General features: G+C 66.1%; 18 protein-coding genes. 7 read left to right on the forward strand and 11 right to left on the reverse strand.

Translation table 11 applies throughout. The annotated features are described in order from the left end of the window. Window positions 1–6: 6 nt before the first annotated feature. The gene (locus EJV47_RS18420; RefSeq protein WP_126694650.1) at window positions 7–1,764 is read left to right on the forward strand and encodes a DUF262 domain-containing protein; all 1,758 of its coding nucleotides are present in this window, start codon (window positions 7–9) and stop codon (window positions 1,762–1,764) included. Between the two features lie 268 nt (window positions 1,765–2,032). Here EJV47_RS18420 and EJV47_RS18425 read toward each other — a convergent pair whose 3' ends face one another. Together EJV47_RS18425 and EJV47_RS18430 are read right to left on the reverse strand one after the other, a co-directional pair. Then, entirely contained in the window at window positions 2,033–2,983 is a 951-nt protein-coding gene (locus tag EJV47_RS18425) for a hypothetical protein (RefSeq protein WP_243651215.1), read from the reverse strand. 89 nt (window positions 2,984–3,072) lie between these two features. Next, entirely contained in the window at window positions 3,073–4,260 is a 1,188-nt protein-coding gene (locus EJV47_RS18430) for a CaiB/BaiF CoA transferase family protein (RefSeq protein ID WP_126694651.1), read from the reverse strand. A gap of 319 nt (window positions 4,261–4,579) precedes the next feature. On the opposite strand from EJV47_RS18430, the gene EJV47_RS18435 reads away from it, so the two are divergent. Further along, a complete protein-coding gene (locus EJV47_RS18435) occupies window positions 4,580–5,638 on the forward strand; it encodes a Gfo/Idh/MocA family protein (RefSeq protein WP_126694652.1) in 1,059 nt (352 codons plus the stop codon). 292 nt (window positions 5,639–5,930) lie between these two features. Here the strand turns inward: EJV47_RS18435 and EJV47_RS18440 are convergent, their stop codons facing one another. The 3 genes from EJV47_RS18440 to EJV47_RS18450 form a co-directional block, all read right to left on the reverse strand. Then, a complete protein-coding gene (locus EJV47_RS18440) occupies window positions 5,931–6,596 on the reverse strand; it encodes an NAD-dependent epimerase/dehydratase family protein (RefSeq protein WP_126694653.1) in 666 nt (221 codons plus the stop codon). Window positions 6,597–6,688: 92 nt separating this feature from the next. Continuing rightward, window positions 6,689–7,393, reverse strand: a complete 705-nt coding sequence (locus tag EJV47_RS18445; RefSeq protein ID WP_126694654.1) for an ATP-binding cassette domain-containing protein — start codon at window positions 7,391–7,393, stop codon at window positions 6,689–6,691. Next, window positions 7,386–7,700: a hypothetical protein gene (locus tag EJV47_RS18450; protein WP_126694655.1), complete on the reverse strand. Its 315-nt coding sequence runs from the start codon at window positions 7,698–7,700 to the stop codon at window positions 7,386–7,388. The genes EJV47_RS18445 and EJV47_RS18450 overlap by 8 nt, the downstream gene beginning before the upstream one ends. A gap of 139 nt (window positions 7,701–7,839) precedes the next feature. Here EJV47_RS18450 and EJV47_RS18455 point away from each other — a divergent pair, with 139 nt between their 5' ends. The 5 genes from EJV47_RS18455 to EJV47_RS18475 all read left to right on the forward strand — a co-directional run bounded on the left by EJV47_RS18455 (window position 7,840) and on the right by EJV47_RS18475 (window position 14,143). Further along, window positions 7,840–9,405, forward strand: coding sequence for a DEAD/DEAH box helicase (locus EJV47_RS18455; protein ID WP_341539270.1), 1,566 nt, complete (start codon window positions 7,840–7,842; stop codon window positions 9,403–9,405). Window positions 9,406–9,564: 159 nt separating this feature from the next. Then, the gene (locus tag EJV47_RS18460) at window positions 9,565–10,134 is read left to right on the forward strand and encodes a biliverdin-producing heme oxygenase (protein ID WP_126694656.1); all 570 of its coding nucleotides are present in this window, start codon (window positions 9,565–9,567) and stop codon (window positions 10,132–10,134) included. Next, on the forward strand, window positions 10,116–12,428 hold the full coding sequence (locus EJV47_RS18465) for an ATP-binding protein (RefSeq protein WP_126694657.1): 2,313 nt from the start codon (window positions 10,116–10,118) through the stop codon (window positions 12,426–12,428). Before EJV47_RS18460 ends, EJV47_RS18465 begins: the two co-directional genes overlap by 19 nt. Before the next feature lie 9 nt (window positions 12,429–12,437). Then, entirely contained in the window at window positions 12,438–12,875 is a 438-nt protein-coding gene (locus tag EJV47_RS18470; RefSeq protein WP_207895924.1) for a response regulator, read from the forward strand. Then, window positions 12,875–14,143: a hybrid sensor histidine kinase/response regulator gene (locus tag EJV47_RS18475; protein ID WP_279389065.1), complete on the forward strand. Its 1,269-nt coding sequence runs from the start codon at window positions 12,875–12,877 to the stop codon at window positions 14,141–14,143. The genes EJV47_RS18470 and EJV47_RS18475 overlap by 1 nt, the downstream gene beginning before the upstream one ends. 12 nt (window positions 14,144–14,155) lie before the next feature. On the opposite strand, the gene EJV47_RS18480 is transcribed toward EJV47_RS18475, so the two are convergent. From EJV47_RS18480 to argS, 6 genes are all read right to left on the reverse strand, one after another. Then, complete coding sequence (locus tag EJV47_RS18480; RefSeq protein WP_207895926.1) at window positions 14,156–14,785, reverse strand: DUF4240 domain-containing protein; 630 nt, start codon at window positions 14,783–14,785, stop codon at window positions 14,156–14,158. Window positions 14,786–14,838: 53 nt separating this feature from the next. Then, window positions 14,839–15,102, reverse strand: coding sequence for a hypothetical protein (locus EJV47_RS18485; RefSeq protein ID WP_126694660.1), 264 nt, complete (start codon window positions 15,100–15,102; stop codon window positions 14,839–14,841). A 20-nt stretch (window positions 15,103–15,122) separates the two neighbouring features. Continuing rightward, window positions 15,123–16,079, reverse strand: a complete 957-nt coding sequence (locus tag EJV47_RS18490) for a 1,4-dihydroxy-2-naphthoate polyprenyltransferase (RefSeq protein WP_126694661.1) — start codon at window positions 16,077–16,079, stop codon at window positions 15,123–15,125. Between the two features lie 165 nt (window positions 16,080–16,244). Next, complete coding sequence (locus EJV47_RS18495) at window positions 16,245–16,829, reverse strand: glutathione peroxidase (RefSeq protein WP_126694662.1); 585 nt, start codon at window positions 16,827–16,829, stop codon at window positions 16,245–16,247. 81 nt (window positions 16,830–16,910) lie between these two features. After that, window positions 16,911–17,492 carry an LOG family protein gene (locus EJV47_RS18500; protein WP_126694663.1) on the reverse strand — a complete coding sequence of 194 codons (582 nt, stop codon included), beginning with the start codon at window positions 17,490–17,492 and terminating at the stop codon, window positions 16,911–16,913. A gap of 138 nt (window positions 17,493–17,630) precedes the next feature. Then, window positions 17,631–19,421 (reverse strand): arginine--tRNA ligase, encoded by a 1,791-nt coding sequence (gene argS / locus EJV47_RS18505; RefSeq protein WP_126694664.1) that lies wholly within the window; start codon window positions 19,419–19,421, stop codon window positions 17,631–17,633. Between the last annotated feature and the right edge of the window lie 374 nt (window positions 19,422–19,795).

Below are 19,795 nucleotides of genomic sequence, written 5' to 3' on the forward strand. Positions count from 1 at the left end.
GAGCTTATGCACGAACAGACGGTAACCAACAGCCTTTTCGCCATGATTTTCGCCGGCAACGTCCGGTACGAAATACCCTTCTTTCAGCGGGGCTACGCCTGGGAGCGGGAGCAGTGGGACCAGCTGCTGTTCGACCTGGAGGAAAACGTGCTCGACGCCGATGCCACCCTGCACCGCCCCGAGCACTTCTTCGGGCCGGTGGTGCTGCTGCGCAAAACCCTCACTGCCCACCCGGAGCTGCGCGAGTACCTGGTTATCGACGGGCAGCAGCGCATCACCACGGTGTATCTGCTGCTGCTGGTGCTGGCCCACTTACTGCGCCCCCACGCGGCCGATGCGGCCGTGGCCGGCGTGCGGCAGGAGCTGGAGCCGCTGCTGGCCAACGAGCTGCCCGGCGCCACCGATTCCTACCTGCACCTGAAGGTGTTCAGCACCAAGGGCGACCGGCTGCCCACCTACCGCATCCTGACCGGCCAGAACCCGCGCAGCCCGCACCTGGCCTCCGATTTGCGCCTCTACGACGAGCATACCAACGGCATCACGGCCCTGGCCCGCTACCTGCAGGAGCGCCTGAGCGGGCAGCCCGCGGCCTACCTGGCCCAGCTGGCCCGGGCCGTGCTGCACGGGCTGAAAGTGGTCTGGATTCCGCTCGACGAGGCCCGCGACAACCCGCAGTCCATCTTCGAGAGCCTGAACAACCGCGGCCGGCCGCTTACCGCCGCCGAGCTGCTGTGCAACTACCTGTTCCGGGCCCTGCCCGCCACCGCCGACGCCGGCTCGGCCCGGCGCATCGAGGAGCTGCACAACGAGTACTGGCTGGTGGCCCAGCAGCGCATGGGCGCGGCCGAGTCGTTCGAGGAGTACCTGCGCTGCCTGCTCTCCATCGACGAGCCGCAGCTGGTGGAGCCGGGCCGGGCGCTGTACCTGCACTTCAAGCGCCGCTACCGCCACCTCGATATAGCCACCGTGGAGCAGCTGCTGGACCAGCTGCGCGGCGGCGTGAGCCAGTACCTGTACCTGCGCTTTCCGCACCGCTACAGCATCGGCGACGCGGGCATCCGGCAGGCGCTGCAGCAGCTGGCCGTGGTGCTGACGCCCAGCGTGCAGCCTTTCCTGCTGGCGTTGCTGCAGGCCTGGAAAGCCCAGCGCGTGACGACCGAGCAAACCCGGCAGCTGCTCGAAGCCACCTACGGCATCCTGGCCCGGCGGCGCCTGGCACGCCTGCCCGAGCAGCCCTACGCCAGCTTCTTCCCCGCCCTGCTCACCCGCCTGCTCACCGCCGACGACCCCGTGGCGGCCTTCGGGCCGGCCGTGCGCCGCGCCGGCCTGCTGGTGCCCGATACCCTGCTCACCTCGGCCCTGACCGAGCAGCCCCTGTACCAGCCCCAGGAGGAGCCCTTCGTGCGCCACGTGCTTACCTGCCTCGACGGCACCCTGCAGCCCGGCGGCCAGCTGCCCGACTACGAGCACCTCACCGTGGTGGAGCACGTACTGCCGCCCGAAACGCCCGCCGGCTTCGACACCCGCCCGCCGGTGTGGTACGACAAGCTCGGCAACCTGGCCCTGAACACCGCCGACGCCTTTGCCCTGTTCGGGCACCAGTCGCCGGCCGAGAAGGCCCAGCAGTACCGCCAGCCCGCCAGCGCCCTGCTGCGGCAGGCCCTGGCCGAGCGCACCTGGGACGAAACCACCGTGGACGCCCGCACCCGCGAGCTGGCCCAGCGCGTAGCCCGGCTCTGGCCCTGCCCCGTGGTGACTGAGTGAGGGAGTGAAAGAACGTCATCCGGAGCGCAGCGCAGGACCTTCCTCCCATCCCGCACCGCCGCTGATGCCAACGTGCAGGCGCTAATCGGCAAGAACGATAAAGCGCAGCCACTATGGATTAGTGGCTGCGCTTTTCAGTTGGTGTAAAGTAAGCGTCGTTGCTTCGTAGGCAACGGCGGTGCAGGGTGCGAGGAAGGTCCTTGGCTACGCCGACCTTCGGTTCGCTGCGCTCAGGATGACGTTCTTTCACTCCCTCACTCATTCACCGCTAGTACGTCAGCCCGTCGTAGCCGCGGGGGTGCTGCTGCTCGTTGCGGAAGTTGAAGCCGACTTTGCTGCCGCGGCTGACCTGCTGGTTTTCCAGCTTCTGCTTGACGCTGATTTTCTGGATATCCTGGATGGGCGGGGCCATCAGGTCGTTGTTGACGGCCGCAATCATGGCGCTTTCCACGTACAGGCGCATGGCGTCCTCGTTCACCACGTTGTGCTCCATGTCGTTGTCGGGCAAATCCAGCTGCTTGGCCCCCTCGATGTAGTAGTGGTTGTCGATGTTGATGAGCAGGCGGCCGACCAGGTAGCCCGGGTCATTTAGGCGCTGGTACTTAATGCTGTCGGCCATGAAGTTGTAGGCCATGATGTGGCCGAAGAAGCGGCGGCGGAAATCCTCGCTCACGTAGCGCGAGCCGAACAGCGGGAAGTCGTCGGGAAAGGTGATGATGTTCGAGTGCATCACGAACACCAGCAGGTCACCCGAGAAGCGGATGTGAAATTCCAGCTCGTTGATGGGCCGGTACTCGATAATCACGCTCGAATCAACCGAGGTGACGCGGCGGGTGAGGTCGAGCACCAGCTCCTGCGTGACGGTGCGCAGGCACTCGAAGGCTGCCTGGGCATTGCGGTAGATGGCCTGCTTGGCGGCCGATTTCTGCCGCAGTCCCTCGAAGATGATGTCGAGCTTGTCCTCCACTTCCTCGGGCGCGGACGCGGCCTTGGGCGCTTCCGAGGCAGCCGCCGCTTTTTTACGGCTGGCGGGCTTGGCCGGGGCCGGCTTTTCCGCCTTGGCGGCCGGGGCGGCTTTGGCTGGCTTTTCTGCCTTGGACTTAGCCGCTTTGGCTGCTTTACCGGCTTCGGCGGGCGCGGCGGCCCGACGCTGGTCCAGCTCGGCGGGGTTTTCGGTGAATTCGGCGGCGGGGCTTGGGTGGTTGTTTTCCTCGGGCATAGGTGAGCGGGCGGGGCCCTTTGGGGGTCAGATGCGGAATAGCACGCGGGGCCGGCCGGAACCGGCGGGTAGCTTAATGCTACGAATCTTTAGCCGCCGGGGGTTGGATTTTCGACCGAAAGCCCATCAGCGTCGTCCAACGCGGCCGTGTGCGCCCCCAGCGTCGGCGGGGCCGCCAGCCCCGCGGCCGTGGCCCAGTGCGGGCTCCGAAACGCCACCGTGCGCAGCCCCGGGTGCGGAAAATCGGTGGTAGCGGGCAGCAGCATGGCGGCGGCGCTGGGCTGGCTGAGCGCCTCGCCGGCCGTGCGCACGGCCCCGGCCGGCACCGCGGCGGCCTCCAGCGCCGCCAGCAGCTCCGCCCCGCTCACCTCCCCGATGCGCCCGCTCAGCAGGGCTTCCAGCGCGGCGCGGTGCTGCACGCGGTCCTTGTTCGTGGCAAACCGCGCTTCCCGGGCCCACTCCGGCCGCTGCAGCGCGGCGCATAGGTCCTGAAACTGCCGGTCGGAGCCCACGGCCAGGATGAGGCGCCGGCCGTCGGCAGCTTGGTACACGGTGCCGTAGGGCGCAATGCTGGGGTGGGCCGAGCCCAGGGGCTGCGGGTCGTGGCCCGTCACCAGCCAGGTGCTGCCCTGGTTGGCCAAGGAAGCCAGCCCGGCTTCCCACAACGACACCTGCACCAGGGCGCCGCGGCCCGTACGCTCGCGCCGGTACAGGGCCGTGAGCAGGCCTTCCTTGAGCTGGTGGGCGGCCAGGAGGTCCATCAGGGCCACCGGCATCTTGAGCGGCGGCTGGCCCGGCTCCCCGTTGAGGTGCATGAAGCCGGCTTCGGCCTGCACCACGGCGTCGTAGCCGGCGCGGGCCACCTCGGGGCCGTAGCCGCTGATCTGCCCGTAAATTAGGCGCGGGTTCCACGCGCTCAGGGTGGCGTAGTCGACCTGCAGCTTTTCCGCGTCGCCGGGCTTGTAGCTGGCCAGCACGATGTCGGCCTGCGCTGCCAGCTGATGCACCCGGTCCAGATCGGCCGCTCGGCGCAAGTCCAGCACCACCGACTGCTTGCCCCAGTTGGCGCAGGCGAAATAGGCCGACACGTCGGTATCCGCGGGCTCGGCCGGGGTGCGCCAGCTGCGCGTCACGTCGCCCGCCGGCGGCTCGATTTTGATGACCTCAGCGCCCAGCTCGGCCAGAAACTGCCCAACCTGCGGCCCGGCCAGTACGGCGGCCAGCTCCAGCACGCGCAGGCCGTGAAGGGGAAGTGGGGCAGCAGGAGTTTGGGACATGGCAGGGGAAAGCTGATGGTGCGCCGCGAAGGTAGCAGCGGCCCCGTCGCTCCGGTGGCCAGGTGGCGGGGCATAGTTTAGATGAGTGGCGGCAGAATTGTGTGCTGCTGCTGCATAAATCTGCGAAGGGCCGAACACCTGTGCGCCGACGCTGTATAATTCTTGGGCGCATCCAAAAATTACGACGTGGCTTCTGTTATAATTTCTGGAAACGCCCGGGATTACAACAGAGCGGTGGTGTTCAACGGGACCGGTTTCGCGCGGAGCGGGCCGGGGCGGGCCAGAAGCTGCTTGCGCGGCTTCGCCTTACCTTGCCGCCATGAGTTCTTCCAACCCGATCCAGACCGGTCTGCTCGCCTACGGCATGTCGGGCCAGCTGTTCCAGGCACCCTTCGTGGCCGCGCATCCCGCTTTTGCCTTTCGCGCCGTGGTGGAGCGCACGCGCAAGCAGGCCCGGCAGCGCTACCCCGACGCCATTAGCTACGACGCGGTGGACGCGCTGCTGGCCGACGAGGCCATCGAACTGGTCATCGTCAACACGCCCAACGACTCGCACGTGGCCCTGGCCCGGCAGGCTCTGCAGGCCGGCAAGCACGTGCTGCTGGAAAAGCCCGTAGCCACGTCGGTGGCCGAGCTGATGGAGCTGTACGCGCTGGCCCGCGCCCGGAACCGGCAGCTGCTGGCCTACCAGAACCGCCGCTGGGACTCGGATTTCCAGTCGGTGCGCGAGGTGGTGGCGAGCGGGCAGCTGGGCCGGCTGGTGGAGGTCACGTTCCGCTTTGATCGGCACAAGCTGCCGCTGCACCACAAATTGTTCAAGGAGGAGCCCGAGACGCCCGGCAGCGGCCTGCTCTTCGACCTCGGCCCCCACGTGCTCGACCAGGCCCTGAGCCTGTTCGGCCGGCCCGAGCACGTGCGGCGCACCCTGGGCCAGTTTCGCCCCGGCTCCCGCGTGGCCGATTACTTTCAGCTGCAGCTGCACTACCCCCAGGGCCCGCTGGTGACGGTGGCCGGCGGCCTGGTAATTCCGCAGCCGCTGCCCTCCTTTGTGCTGCACGGCACGCACGGCTCCTTCCTCAAGCCCCGCGCCGACGTGCAGGAAGCCCAGCTCAACGACGCAATGTCGCCGCTCGACGCCGCCTACGGCCTGGAGCCCGCCGAGCTGGCCGGGCAGCTGACGGTGGTGGCCGCCGACGGCCAGCGCCGCACCAGTAGCGTAGCCGCGCCCAAGGGCGACTACATGGGCCTGTTCGAAGCCGTGTACCAGTCGCTGCGCCACGGCGCCCCCTACCCCATCACCGAAGAGCAGCTCCTTTGGCAGCTACGGGCCCTCACCGAGCCCGACGACGCCTGGGCGCTGGACGGCGTGAACCAGTGATAGTAAGCCGCATCACAGCCGCGTAGCGGCGCCACGTCAATAGCACAAGCGTGGTGAGAATGAACCCGAGCTCCGTAGGAGCGGCACCAACCTGCACGGTCAAGGTGCCGCTCCTACGGAGCTCCAGACGCTCTTGCTCCCTGTTGCTATTGATGTGGCGCCGCTACGCGGCTGTAGTACCAGCCTGTAACCGGGCCGCCCCACTGGCGCGCGTCTGCGACGCGCCTGTCATAACGACCAGCATCCTGCCGGCGTGGTCGATTTGCAACCCAGGTGCGGGCCAGCGTCGGGCTCAATCCCGGTACCGGGCGGCCAGCTCCACGATATCCTTGACTTCGAGCACCCGCTTCTCGTAGCCGTGGCGGGTCACGTTGATCATGGCCCGGCCCACTTCGGCCATGGTCGAGACAAAGCCGGGCGTGAGCCGCCGGGCCAGGGGGTAGAGCCAGGCAATGTACTTGTAGAAGGGCAGGATATTTCGCTGCCCCGGCGTGACTTTCATAAAGCCCGGCCGGAACATATAAGCGGCCCGGAACGGCAGGCGCAGCAGCTCGTTTTCGGTGCGGCCCTTCACCCGCGCCCACATCTGCCGGCCCTTCTCCGTGGAGTCGGTGCCCGCGCCCGAGACGTAGCAGAACGTCAGCTGCGGGCTCTGCCGGGCCAGCGTGCGGGCGAAGCCCAGGGTGAGGTCGTAGGTCAGGCGCCGGTATTCGGGCTCCTTCAGGCCCACCGACGACACGCCCAAACAGAAGTAACAGGCGTCGTAGCCCCGCAGCTCGCTTTCGATGGATTCGGGGTGCTCAAAATCGGCCAGCAGCACTTCGCGCAGCTTGGGGTGCTGCCGGCCGGTGGGGCGGCGCGTCACCACCAGCACTTGTTCGATGCTGGTATCCTGCAAGCATTCGAGCAGCACGCCTTCGCCCACCATGCCGGTGGCGCCGGTTACTATAACTTTCATATCGGGGGCATTACCGTGAGGGTTCTATCCCTACGTCGGCCAGCCAGCCCCGATACTTTACGGCGGGCGAAAATTCCGCGGCCGGCACCGGCTCAGGGCGCCGCGTAGCCGCCGGGCAGGTAACCGTACTCAATCAGCTGCGGCGTGGGCTGCGCCGCATCGAGGGGCAGCAGCCGGCCTTCGTTGAGCAAATACAGGCGCTGACAGAGCGGCAGCAGCGCGCGGTAGTCGTGGTCGGTGAGCAGCAAGCCCTTGCGCTGGGCAGCTGCCCGGATTTCCTCGCCCAGGCCCTCCAGCTGCACCGGCGCGAGGTGGGCCAGCGGCTCGTCGAGCAACGTAAACTGCGTGGGCTGGTGCAGCAGCAGCAGGGTTTCGGCCAGGCGCTGCTGCCCGCCCGAGAGCCGGCCCACCGGCTCGCGCAGCCGCGCCAGCAGCCCCGGGAAGCGGGCAAAAGCCACGGCAGGCTCTACCGCCAGCCAGCGGGCCGCCGTACCGAGCGACAGCGCGGCGGGCAGCAGCGGCGTCTGGGGCAAATAGTTGATCAGGCCCGGCCGGCGGTAAGCCGGGTACACGTAGCGGCCATCCAGGCGCACCGAGGCATCGGGCACGGTGCGCGGGCCGAAGACGGCTTGCAGCAGGGTGCTTTTGCCGCAGCCGTTGCGGCCCAGCAGCCCGGCCACCACGCCGGTTTCCAGCTTCAGGTAGATGCTGCTGAGCAGCGTCCGCCCGCCGGGCAGCTCCACGCGGATGCCATCGGCTTCGAGGATGTGGGCGGTGGGTGGGGCCAGCTTAGCCAAGGCGCATCAGACTTAGCTGCCACGCCACGCCGAACAGGGCCATGTCGAGCCCAAAAGACCAGCCCCACAGCGCCGGCCGCGACCAGCCCAGGTTGTGCCACCACCACCAGCGGGCGGGGCGCAGTTGGTTGTGCAGGTAGGCCAGGGCGGGCCAGCTCAGCAGCTTCAGCAGCCACGGCACCGCGCCCAGCCCGCCGCCCGCCGCCCAGACCGGCCCCAGAATAGCCGCCGATACCAGCCCGTGGCTAAGGGCCACCGAGCGGTAATACAGCCCGAACACGCGTAACAAGCGGAGCAATAGTGCCATAGAATAGCGCCCCAATAATACCGGGCGAACCATCCAACGCCGGCGGCTGTTCTTTTCGCGTATCTTTAGCCAGAATACGCTGCTGTTGCTGACCAGGAACCCAAGGTCAGCCATCTTTTCAAACCCAATTGCTGAACCCTTGACGTTCGACGATTTTCAACTGCACCCCGACGTAGCCGACGGAGTGCACGGCATGGGCTACACCAAGCCCTCCCCCATTCAGGAACAGGCCATTCCGGCCGCCCTCGCCGGCAAAGACCTCATTGCCTGCGCCCAGACCGGCACCGGCAAAACCGCCGCCTACCTGCTGCCCGTCCTCGATTTCATTGCCTACGAGCGGCCCGCCCACACCACCGCCCTCATCCTCTGCCCCACCCGCGAGCTGGCCAAGCAGATCGACGAGCAGGTGGAAGGTTTCGGCTACCACGTCGGGGCCAGCAGCATTGCCATCTACGGCGGCGGCAAAAGCGAGAACTGGGAGCAGCAGAAGCGCGCCCTGACGCAGGGCGCCGACATCATCATCGCCACCCCCGGTCGCCTCATCGCCCACATGCAGCTGGGCTACGTGAAGCTGGAGCAGCTCGACTTCCTCATCCTCGACGAAGCCGACAAGATGCTGGACATGGGTTTTTCGGACGACATCATCCAGATTGTCTCGCAGCTGCCCACCAAGCGCCAGACCTTGCTGTTCTCGGCCACCATGCCGAACAAGATCCGCGAGTTTTCGAAGAAGATTCTGCACGAGCCGGAGGAAATCCGCCTGGCCGTATCGAAGCCGGCCGAAAACATCAACCAGCAGCTCTACATGGTGTACGATACCATGAAGCTGGCTTTGCTGGAGCACCTCATCGGCACGCTCGACGTGCAGAGCATGATCCTGTTCACCTCGCGCAAGATGAACGTGGGCCCCATCGAGCGGGCCCTGCGCAAAAAGGGCCTGGCCGTGCGCGGCATCACCTCCGACCGCACCCAGGAGGAGCGTGAGCAGGTGATGCGCGACTTCAAAAACAAGCAGTTCCAGATCCTGGTCGCCACCGACGTGATGTCGCGGGGCATCGACGTGAGCGAGCTGAGCCACGTGGTGAACTTCGACCTCCCGCGCGACGCCGAGGACTACGTGCACCGTATCGGCCGCACGGCCCGCGCCGGCACCTCCGGCATGGCCATTACGTTCGTATCGGACCACGACCAGGACGCGGTGGTGAAGATTGAGAAGCTGATTGAGCGGGAGCTGGAAAAGAAGCCCACGCCCGAGGAAATCGGCCCCTCGCCCGAGTTTGACCCCAAGAAATACCGCGGCCGCGGTGCCAGCGGCCCCGGTGGCCGCGGCGGCAAGTCCTCGCCCTTCGGGGGCGGGGGCCGCAGCGGCGGCAGCCGCTCGGAGCGCCCCGCCCACCCGGCCCCGGCGCCCAAGCTGGCCGTGGCCGCTACGGCCGACGGCGAAACCGCCGCGGTAGCCGCTGAATCGGAGGAGCAGAAAAAGCGCCGCAAGAAGCGCCGCCGCGGGCCCAAGCCGGAAGGCGTGGCCACGGCCGGCAGCCCCGACGCGGCGGCCGTAGTCGGCCCCGGGGCCGAAGGCGCGGAAGCGGCCACCGGCGAAGCCGCCAAGCGCCGCCGTAAGCGCGGCGGGCGCAAGCGCAGCGGCCGCGGCGGACAGTCGGCGGAAGCGGCGGTCAGCACCGAAACCACGACGGCCGGCGAGTAGCCCCCACCTGCTTTGCACAAGCCCAGCCGCAGACGCGGCTGGGCTTTTTGTTGCCGCCGCGCCGGCGAATTTCCTGGACGTTACCGGGCTCCTTGGCCGCCGTGAGTACGCCTCAAGCGGCTTACTCTATCTTTACCTTTCATTCCCTGTCCTCTGCCCATGCCCACCGCCCTCGACAAGCCCGCTATCCTGCAGCAGCTGCGCCACGGCACCGCCGCCGCGCACGCGGCCCTGGAGCAGGGCGCCTTCAATCGGGCCCTGAGCGCGGGTACGGTATCGGCGGCCGACACGGAGCACATGCTGAGCAAGCTCTACGGCTTCTTGGTACCCTACGAAACCGAGCTGCGGCGCCGCGCCGACGAGTTCGGGCCGGAATGGGAAATCGGGCAGCGGCAGCGCGCCCAGCTTATCCGGCAGGACATGCCGCACGCCGCGCAGCTGCCGCTGTGCCCGGCCATGCCGCCCCTGCGCACGCGGGCGCAGCTGCTCGGGGCCATGTACGTGCTGGAAGGCTCCACGCTGGGCGGGCAGCTCATCACGCGGCAGCTGGCCCAGGCCGGCATTGGGCTGCGCACCTATTTTTCGGGCTACGGCGAGCTGACCGGCCCGCGGTGGAAAGCCTTCTGCCAGTTGCTCGGGGCCGAGGCCGCCGACGCCGACGCGGCCGAAATCGTGGCTTCCGCCGTCCTCACGTTTGAACGCCTGCACGCATGGATCGAGCAACCCTAGTCAACGTCAACGAGCCGCTGCTGAACGCCCCCGTCACGCTGACCAACTGCGACCGGGAGCCCATTCACATTCCCGGCTCGGTGCAGCCCTACGGCTTTCTGCTCTGCCTGAACCCGGCCAACCGACGCGTGACGCACGCCAGCCGCAACACCGCCGCGCACATTGGCATTGAGGCCGAGGAATTGCTGGACACCGATTTGGCCCAGCTGCTGACCCCGGCCCAGCTGGCCGAGCTAACGGCGCTGTACCCCACCCTCACCGAGACGCCCCGCCTGCTGGGGCTGCGCCTCGACGCGGTGGCCGGCCAGCCCTTCTACAAGCTCATCATGCACCGCTACGACGGGCTGCTGTGGCTGGAATTCGAGCCCGTTTCCGACGGCGAAGCCAGCGCCGTCGATTTATCTTCGCTGAACGTGGCCCTGGGCCAGATGCTGGCCGCCGGCTCGGTGCTGGAGTTCTGCCAGCACGCCACCGACCAGATTCGCGACATCACCGGCTTCGACCGGGTGCTGATGTACCGCTTTGCCGAGGACGCCAGCGGCGAGGTGGTGGCCGAGGCCAAGCGCGACGACCTAGAGCCTTACCTGGGCCTGCACTACCCCGCCACCGACATTCCGCAGCAGGCCCGGGCCCTGTACCTGAAAAACTGGCTGCGTTTCATCCCCGACGTCAATTACCAGCCCGCCCCGCTGGTGCCGGTGCTCCACTCCACCACCAGCCGCCCGCCCGATATGACGCACGCGGTGCTGCGCAGCGTGTCGCCGATTCACCTGGAGTACCTGCGCAACATGGGCGTGGCGGCTACCATGACCATTTCCGTCATCGTCGACGGGCAGCTGTGGGGGCTGATGACCTGCCACCACCTCACCCCGCGGCTTGTCAGCTACGAGCTGCGCGAGCTGAGCCTGATTGTGGGCAAGACGTTTTCGGCCCTGCTCAAGAGCAAGCTGCAGAACGACGACTACGCCTACCAGCTGCACATCCGCGAAACGCAGGTGCGCCTGTTCGAGCAGATTGGCCGGCACGCCAACTTCATCGAGGGCCTGTACCAGCGCCGCCCCACCGTGCTGGACGTGTTCGACTGCGGCGGGGCGGCCATCTGCTTCGAGGGCGACATCATTACCCTGGGCAGTACGCCCACCAAGCCCCAGATTGAGGAGCTGCGCCAATGGCTGCGCGAGAACGTGACCCAGGAGGTATTCCACACCACCTCCTACTCCCGCCACAACCCGGCCGGGCTGGCCATCCGCGGCACGGCCAGCGGCCTGCTGGCCATTTCGCTGGCCCAGGAGCCGGGCGACTACCTGATCTGGTTCCGGCCCGAGGTGCTGCAAACCGTAACCTGGGCCGGCAAGTCGCAAAAGGCCGAGGTGCACCAGGACGGGCAGATTTTCCTCTCGCCGCGCCAGTCCTTCGAGGCCTGGAAGCAGACGGTCGACAATACGTCGACCCCGTGGCGGCCCATGGAGGTGCAGGCCGCCCAGGAAATCCGCCTGCACCTCTCCGACGTGCGCCTGAAAATCTACAACGAGCTGCAGGCCCGCGCCGCTTCGCTGAGCAAGCTGAACTCGGAGCTGGAGCGCAGCAACGACGAGCTGGACTCCTTCGCCTACGTGGCCTCGCACGACCTCAAGGAGCCCCTGCGCGGCATTCACAACTACTCCATCTTCCTGCTCGAAGACTACGCCGACAAGCTCGACGGCGACGGGGTAAACAAGCTGCAGACCCTGGTGCGGCTGAGCCAGCGCATGGAGTCGCTGATTGAGTCGCTGCTGCAGCTCTCGCGCGTGGGCCGCCTGGAGCTGGCGGTGCAGGAAGTCGACCTGAACGAGCTGCTCGACGAGGTGCTGGAGCTGCTGCAGCCGCGCCTGGAGCAGCTGCACGCCTCCATCGCGGTGGTGGATGCCCTGCCCACGCTGCGCTGCGACCCGGTGCGCCTGCGCGAGGTGTTCCACAACCTGTTCACCAACGCCATGCGCTACAGCGACAAGCCCGAGCGGCAAATTACCGTAGGGTTGGCGCCGGCCAAAGTGCGCGGGCCGCGGGGAACCGGCAGCCCCTCGCATTACGTATTTTACGTGCGCGCCAACGGCATCGGCATCGACCCCAAGCACCACGACAATATCTTCAAGATTTTCCGCCGCCTGCACGCGCAGGACAAGTACGGCGGGGGCACGGGGGCCGGCCTTTCCATTGCCCGCAAAATGATTGGACGACACGACGGCGAAATGTGGGTGGATTCCGTACTAGGCAGTGGGGCCACCTTTTATTTTACCGTCTCAAAGCACCTGTAAGTGAAACCCTTGACTCACAAACCCATCTTGGTGGTGGAGGACAGCATGGAGGACTTTACGGCCCTGGGCCGCGCCTTCCGCAAGCACGCGCTGCCCAACCCCCTGCTGCGCTGCGAAGACGGTGACCAAGCCCTGGAATACCTGCAGGGCTACGGCAAGCATCCGGGCTGGCCGCAGCAGCTGCCCGCCTTCGTGCTGCTCGATCTGAACCTGCCCGGCACCGACGGCCGGGCCGTGCTCGGAACCCTCAAGCAGGACCCGCAGCTGTGCTCCATTCCGGTCATTATCTTCAGTACCTCCACCAATGTCCGGGACATTGAGGAGTGCTACCGCCTCGGCGCCAACAGCTACCTGACCAAACCCATCGAGTACGCCACGCTGGAAGAGAAAACCAAGCTGCTGGTGCGCTACTGGTTGGATACCGCGGAGTTACCCTTGATGAGCTAGTGGGGCAGAGCGGCGCAAAAAAAATCCTTCTCGTCGACGACAACGAGCACGACCGGCTCTTGTACCGACGCTTTTTGGGCAAGCACATCGGCCCCGAGACGTTTGAGGTGTTTGAAGCCTCATCGGGGGACCAAGGGCTGGCGCTGTTTCAGGAGCGGCAGCCCGATTGCGTGCTGCTCGACTACAACCTGCTCGATACCGACGGCCTGGCCGTGCTGGCCGATTTGCTGCAGCTTACCCCGCCCGACACCCTGTGCGTGGTGATGATTACCGGCGGCGGCAGCGAGCAGCTGGCCGTGCGCGCCCTCAACAACGGCGCGCTGGACTACCTCGTCAAGGGCCACTTCGACCCGGAGCTGCTGTGCAAGACGGTGCTGCACGCCATCGAGAAAAACGAGTGGCGCCAGCACCTGGCCCGGCAGCACCAGGAGCTGCAGGCCGTCAACCAGCAACTGCGCGACTCGCTGGCCGAGCTGACCACGACCCGCCAGCAGCTGCAGCAGATCAACGCCCAGCTGGTATCGGCCAGCGCGGCGGTGGAAGCCCGCAACCAGCAGCTCGACCTGGCCAACCAGCAGCTGGCGCGCACCAATGCCGACCTGGACAACTTCGTGTACGCCGCCTCGCACGACCTCAAGCAGCCCGTCAACAACCTTACGGGCCTGTTCGAGGAGCTGCGCCGCTCCGCCACCTTCGCCGACCCCGACGAAGCGCTGGTGCTGCGCCTCATCGACGAATCCTTGCGCGATTTGACCGGCACCATCGGCGGGCTGGCGGCCGTGGTGCAGATGCAGCGCCAACCCGGCGAGCAGGTGGCCGAGCTGGTGCAGCTGCCCGAGCTGGCCACCGACGTGCTGCAGACCATTCGCCCGCAGCTGCAAGACGCGCAGGCAGCCGTGCACACCGACTTTACGGCCCTGCCCGAGCTGCTGTACGTGCGCAGCAACCTGCGCACCATTCTGCTAAACCTGGTCAGCAACGCCATCAAATACCGCCACGCCGAGCGGGAGCCGCGGGTGTGCGTGCAAGCCCGCCTCGTAACCGGGCAGCCGGTGCTGGAAGTGCGCGACAACGGCCTGGGCATCAACCTGGAGCGCCACGGCCGGGAGCTGTTTCAACTGTTTCGCCGCTTTCACCCCGCCGCCAGCGACGGTACCGGCGTGGGCCTGTTCCTGGTGAACCGGCTGGTGCAGTCGCACGGCGGGCGCATCGAGGTGGAAAGCGAGGAAGGCGCAGGCACTACGTTCCGGGTGTTTTTGCGAAGCTGACCTGCGCGCTTGCTACCACACCAGCAGCCACAGCTCGGGGTAGCGCAGCAGGGCCGCGCGCTCATCGAACATCGGGCCTTTGAGCTGATAAGGGGCAGATTCGGCAGCAGGCATCCGGCGGCCGGCTTTGCGCCAATACTGCGCCGCCGCCACGTGTTCCAGGCCCTCGTAGCCCTGGGCAAATTCACTGCGGCCGGTCAGCAGCAGCAGGCGCGGGTGGCGCAGCGTCCAGTAGAATTTGTCGCGGCCCTGGGTCATGAGCCAGCCGCGGAAATACTCAAAACAATCATCGGAGCAGCCCCCGTTGACGGCGTAGGCCGCCTGCCACAGCCGCGCGTCGTAGCTCTGCCGCAGCAGGTGGGCCAGCGTCCGGTCGAAGCGGCGCAGCGTGAGCGTGTCGAGCCCGGCCAGCTCCTCGCTCAGGGTGCTCAGCTGCCCGTTGTAGCTCGTCAAGCCGTGGTGCCGCGAGGCTTCGATGAGGCGCCAGAAGTCGGCTTCGGGCAGTAGTTCCGCCGGCCGGCTGGCTTCCGGCAGCAGTTCGGGACCATCGTAGCGCGGCAAGGGCACGAAGCGCTGCACGATGACGCGCAGGAAGAAGACCAGCAGGAAGATTTTCAGGCTGGTCAGCAGGAGTCGTACCACTTGTAGAGTTAGGAACTTACGACCGGCCGGATAGTGACACGTTTCACCGCGGGCTATTCTTTAGGCAAGTTACGGGGCTGTTCCAGCGCCATAAAAGCCTCAATGGCCTCGTCGGATACTGGCCAGTCGGCGCCTTTGCACTGGAGAATATACACCAGCCCGCACAGCTCGATGGGGTCGTAGGCCAAGACTTCCAACTTGCCTTTTCGGGCGGTCCACCACTGCTGCTCGGCGTCGTACAGCACCTCAAATCCTTGTTCCCGTAGCGCGTAGTAAGCGGGTGCCAGCACGTTAGAGGCCGCAGCTAGGTAAGGCATAATTGACGCGTCTGGAAGCTCTACACCAACTGCCCGATGCCGAACAGCAGCACGAACAGCAGGGTGCTCATGGCCATCTGCTTCAGCAAGGGGTCGAGCTGCATAGACTGCTGGCGCTTCCACACCTGCAGGCCGTTGAAGAGCAGCAGCGGTACGGCGCCCAGAAACAGCCACTGCCAGGGCGAGCGGTAATTCTGGGCCACGTACGTCACGGCCGCGCCCAGGCCCAGCAGCAGCAGCAACCAGTGGTAGAGGCGGGCGCGCTGCGGCCCCAGGCGCACCGGCACGGTGATTTTGCCGGCCAGCTCATCGGAGCGCATGTCGCGGATGTTGTTCACGTTCAGCACGGCGGCCGAAAAGCAGCCCAGGCTCACGGCCGGCAGCAGCACGTCGAGGGGCAGGGCGCTGGCCCAGCCGTCGGCCTGGCGGTAGGCCTGCAGAAAGTAGGTGCCGCACACGCCCACCAAGCCGAAAAACAGGAACACCGACACGTCGCCGAGGCCGGCGTAGCCGTAGGGTTTGGCGCCGGCGGTGTAGTTGATGGCCGCCCAGATGGCCGACAGGCCAATAACGAGGAAGGCCCCGAATACCCACAGCCCGGCAAAGCCCAGCGCCACCCACAGCAGCGCCACGCCCGCTACCAGCGAAGCCGCCCCGAACACCAGCATGCCCCGCTTCATCTGCTCCGGGCTGATGGCCCCGCTCTGCACGGCCCGCTGCGGCCCTTCGCGGTGCACGCTGTCGGCCCCGTTCTGTGAGTCGCCGTAGTCGTTGGCCAGGTTCGAGAGAATCTGCAGCAGCACGGTGGTCAGCGCGGCCAGTCCCACCACGGCGCCGTTGAACCGGCCCTGGCTGGCGGCCAGAAAGGCCCCCATCAGGATGCTGGCCAGGGCCAGCGGCAGGGTACGCGGCCGGAAGGCCGAAATCCAGGCTTTGGCGGTGCTGGGCTGGGCGGAAGGATGCTCGGAGGTAGTCACGGCGGGAAGGGAAATCGGGAGGGTAGCGGCGGCAATTCGCGGCGGGCCGCAAAGGTGGCTTTTTCCGGACACAGTAATGTCCGGGGCCGGACCACGAGTTGTCCGACCCCGGACATTACTGTGTCCGCTGTTATACGTCGTGGGCCGTGCCCAGGGCAGGCGCCGTTATTTCTGAATGGCGGCCAGCAGCTCCTCGCTCATGGGCTTCACCTTGGAGGGGTAGAAACCAACGACGTTGCCTTTCTCGTCGATGAGGTACTTGCAGAAGTTCCAGGTCGGCTTGGCGTCGGTAACGCCGTTCTTGGCTTTGTCGCCGAGGAACTGGTAGAGCGGGGCGGTGTCGGCGCCCGTCACCGAGACTTTGGAGAACAGCGGGAAGGTCACGCCGTAGTTTTTCTCGCAGAACGAGGCAATCTGCAGGTTGGTGCCCGGCTCCTGCCCGCCGAAGTTGTTGGCCGGAAAGCCCAGCACCGTCACCTTGTCGCCGTGCTTCTTGTACAGCTCCTCCAGCTCCTTGTACTGCGGGGTGTAGCCGCACTCGGAGGCGGTATTGACGATGAGCAGCTTTTTGCCCTTGTACTGGCTCAGCTTCACCGGCTTGCCGTTAATGTCCTCCACGGTGAAGTCGTACACGGTGGCCTTGGCGGCAGTTTCGGCGGCAGTGGTTTCGGTCATGGCAGGGATGGTGGGAGTGGTGAGACGGGCGCCAGCGGCCAGGGCGGCAGCGGCGCAGAAGAGCAGAACTTTCATGAAATGCGGCGGGAAAAAGAAGTTAACAGTCAGCCGGTGGGCTAATCGCCAGCAGATACGGAATGTTGGTCGGCGGCGGACCTAGCTGCGGCCCGGGGTGAGCCACTTTTCTACGTTGGAGGGCTGCCAGGCGTCCATCTGGGCCAGCAGCTCAGTGATGTTGTCGGCCACGATGAGCTGGCGGCGGTTTTCGGCCCGCAGCAGGCCCTGGGCGGTCATGTGGTCGAGCAAGGTCACCAAGGCGTCGTAGAAGCCGGCCACGTTCAGGATGCCGATGGGCTTGCGGTGCAGGCCCAGCTGCCCCCAGGTCAGCACCTCGAACAGCTCCTCCAGCGTGCCGTAGCCGCCGGGCATGGCAATGAAGCCCTCGGCCAGCTCGGCCATGCGCAGCTTGCGCTGGTGCATGTTGTCGACGACTTCCAGCGAAGTCAGCCCCAGGTGGGCCACTTCCTTGTCTTTCAAAAAGCCGGGTATCACGCCGATAGCCTGGCCGCCGCTGCTCATCACGGCATCGGCCACGGCGCCCATCAACCCCACCTTGCCGCCGCCAAACACCAGCGTAACGCCGCGCTTGGCCAGGGCCTCCCCTACTTCGGCGGCGTGCTGGGCATAGCGCGGGTCGATGCCGGCGCTGGAGCCGCAGTAAACTGCAATTACTTTCATATCCGGAACGGCGTGGTGCCACGACTCCAAGTCGTGGCACCACTATGTTTATTCAGGCTGTCGGGCCTGACGATTTAGGTTACTTGTAGCTTAAAAGTAGTGGTGCCACGGCTTCGAGCCGTGGCACCACCCGTCGGTTTACATGCGTTCGGGCGCCTGAATGCCGAGCAGCTTCAGGCTCTGGCGCAGCGTGTCGGCCACCTGAGCCGAGAGGGCCACGCGCATGTCGCGCAGGCTGGTATCAGGCTCGGTCAGCACGTACACCTCGTTCCAGAAACGGTTGTAGGTTTTGGCGAGGTCGTAAGCGTACTGGGCAATGACGGCTGGTGAATAGGCCTTAGCCGCGTCGGCCACCGCCGTTGGATAGCTGGCCAGCAGTTGGATAACTTCCCGTTCTACGTCCTGCAGAGCCGCTGCCTGCTCCGGTACGCTGGGCGTGATGTTCATGTCGGCCGCCTTGCGCCGTAGGGAGCTGATGCGGGCGTGGGTGTACTGAATAAACGGCCCCGTGTGCCCGTGCAGCTGCACCGACTCATTCGGGTCGAACAGCATGCGCTTCTTCGGGTCGACTTTCAGCAGGTAATACTTCAGCGCGCCCAAACCCAGGGTGTGGTAGAGCTGCGCGGCTTCCTGCTCGCTCAGGCCCTCGATTTTGCCCAGCTCGGCGGTGGTCTGCCGGGCCGCGTCGGTTACTTCCTGCACCAGCTCGTCGGCGTCGACCACGGTGCCCTCGCGGCTTTTCATCTTGCCCGAGGGCAGGTCCACCATGCCGTACGAGAGGTGGTAGATGGCGTCGGCGTAGGGCTTGCCCAGCTTTTCCAGCACCAGCTTGAGCACCTGCATGTGGTAGTTCTGCTCGTCGGCAATGACGTACACCGAGGAGTCGTAGCCGAAATCCTGGTACTTCAGCTCGGCCGTGCCCAAATCCTGGGTCATATACACCGAGGTGCCGTCGGCGCGCAGCAGCAGCTTCTGGTCGAGGCCCTTGTCGGTGAGGTCCACCCACACCGAGCCGTCATCCTTGCGGAAGAACACGCCCTTCTGCAGGCCCTCTTCCACCCGCTCCTTGCCCAGCAGGTAGGTTTCCGACTCGTAGTAGAACTTGTCGAAATCCACCCCGATGCGCTGGTACGTGTCGTTGAAGCCCTCGTACACCCAGCCGTTCATCTGCCGCCACAAAGCCACGGTTTCCGCGTCGCCGGCCTCCCAGTCGCGCAGCATGTCCTGGGCGTGGCGCATCAGCGGGGCCTCGCGCTTGGCTACTTCGCTGGACACGCCCTCAGCCTCCAGCTGCTTGATTTGCTCCCGGTAGTGCTTCTCAAACAGCACGTAGTACTTGCCGATGAGGTGGTCCCCCTTCATGCCCGCCGACTCCGGCGTCTCGCCGTGGCCGTACTGCTGGTAGGCCAGCATGGACTTGCAGATGTGGATGCCCCGGTCATTCACCAGGTTGGCTTTGGTGACTTCGGCGCCGGTGGCTTTCAGGATTTCGGCCACCGAGTAGCCCAGGAAGTTGTTGCGCAAATGGCCCAGGTGCAGGGGCTTGTTGGTGTTGGGCGAGGAATACTCCACCACCACGCGCTGCGGGCCGCCGGTTTGCACGGGCGCGGCCACATCCTGGCTGCGCAGCTGCTGCAGGAGCCGCAGCCACTCGGCATGGGCAATTTCCAGGTTCAGAAAGCCCTTCACCACGTTGAAGCCGCTCACGCGGGGCTCATTCGCCTGCAGCCACTCGCCCAGGGCCTGCCCGATTTGCTCCGGGCCTTTGCCCAGGGCTTTGGTCAGCGGGAACGTAACGAGGGTGAACGTGCCCGCGAAGTCCTTGCGGGTGGGCTGAATGGTCAGCTGCTCGGCCGGCACCTGGGCGCCGAAAACTTGCTGAATGGCGGCGCTCAGGGCCGCTTTGAGGTCTTGTTCGAGTTGTTGCACGGAGGGGGTGCGGATTTGGGTAACGCTGCGCCGGGCCCGGGGGCCGGCGAGGTTGAAAACAATGGGTTTGGAAGGCGAAAAGCGGACTACGGCGTAAACCCCGCCCGCGGCAATAGTCCTTGCCGCGCCGGCCGGAGGCTTACGCTACATTCGTCGCTCGTTCCGGCTCCGAAACGACCGCACCACGGGCATCAATACGAAGAGAGGCAGCGGTTTCACGGCCGCAAAGCTAATCACGGATTCTTCCGGATTCATCGGATTTCACGGATTTTGTAGCCGATTGGGCCTATCCGAACCGCAGGAACGGGATTGATGGCCCGGCCCTGCGGCTTGCGTCGCGTGCCGTTGCCTCACGGCTGCGGCCACCGGCCATA

It is taken from the genome of Hymenobacter gummosus (genome assembly GCF_003970915.1).
Taxonomy (GTDB): Bacteria; Bacteroidota; Bacteroidia; order Cytophagales; family Hymenobacteraceae; genus Solirubrum; species Solirubrum gummosum.

What these genes read in the sequence shown, in the direction of transcription:
- EJV47_RS18420 (WP_126694650.1), top strand. Translation starts at nt 7, where the DNA reads ATGCACGAACAGACGGTAACCAACAGCCTTTTCGCCATGATTTTCGCC.
- EJV47_RS18425 (WP_243651215.1), bottom strand. Translation starts at nt 2,983, where the DNA reads ATGCCCGAGGAAAACAACCACCCAAGCCCCGCCGCCGAATTCACCGAA.
- EJV47_RS18430 (WP_126694651.1), bottom strand. Translation starts at nt 4,260, where the DNA reads ATGTCCCAAACTCCTGCTGCCCCACTTCCCCTTCACGGCCTGCGCGTG.
- EJV47_RS18435 (WP_126694652.1), top strand. Translation starts at nt 4,580, where the DNA reads ATGAGTTCTTCCAACCCGATCCAGACCGGTCTGCTCGCCTACGGCATG.
- EJV47_RS18440 (WP_126694653.1), bottom strand. Translation starts at nt 6,596, where the DNA reads ATGAAAGTTATAGTAACCGGCGCCACCGGCATGGTGGGCGAAGGCGTG.
- EJV47_RS18450 (WP_126694655.1), bottom strand. Translation starts at nt 7,700, where the DNA reads ATGGCACTATTGCTCCGCTTGTTACGCGTGTTCGGGCTGTATTACCGC.
- EJV47_RS18460 (WP_126694656.1), top strand. Translation starts at nt 9,565, where the DNA reads ATGCCCACCGCCCTCGACAAGCCCGCTATCCTGCAGCAGCTGCGCCAC.
- EJV47_RS18465 (WP_126694657.1), top strand. Translation starts at nt 10,116, where the DNA reads ATGGATCGAGCAACCCTAGTCAACGTCAACGAGCCGCTGCTGAACGCC.
- EJV47_RS18485 (WP_126694660.1), bottom strand. Translation starts at nt 15,102, where the DNA reads ATGCCTTACCTAGCTGCGGCCTCTAACGTGCTGGCACCCGCTTACTAC.
- EJV47_RS18495 (WP_126694662.1), bottom strand. Translation starts at nt 16,829, where the DNA reads ATGAAAGTTCTGCTCTTCTGCGCCGCTGCCGCCCTGGCCGCTGGCGCC.
- EJV47_RS18500 (WP_126694663.1), bottom strand. Translation starts at nt 17,492, where the DNA reads ATGAAAGTAATTGCAGTTTACTGCGGCTCCAGCGCCGGCATCGACCCG.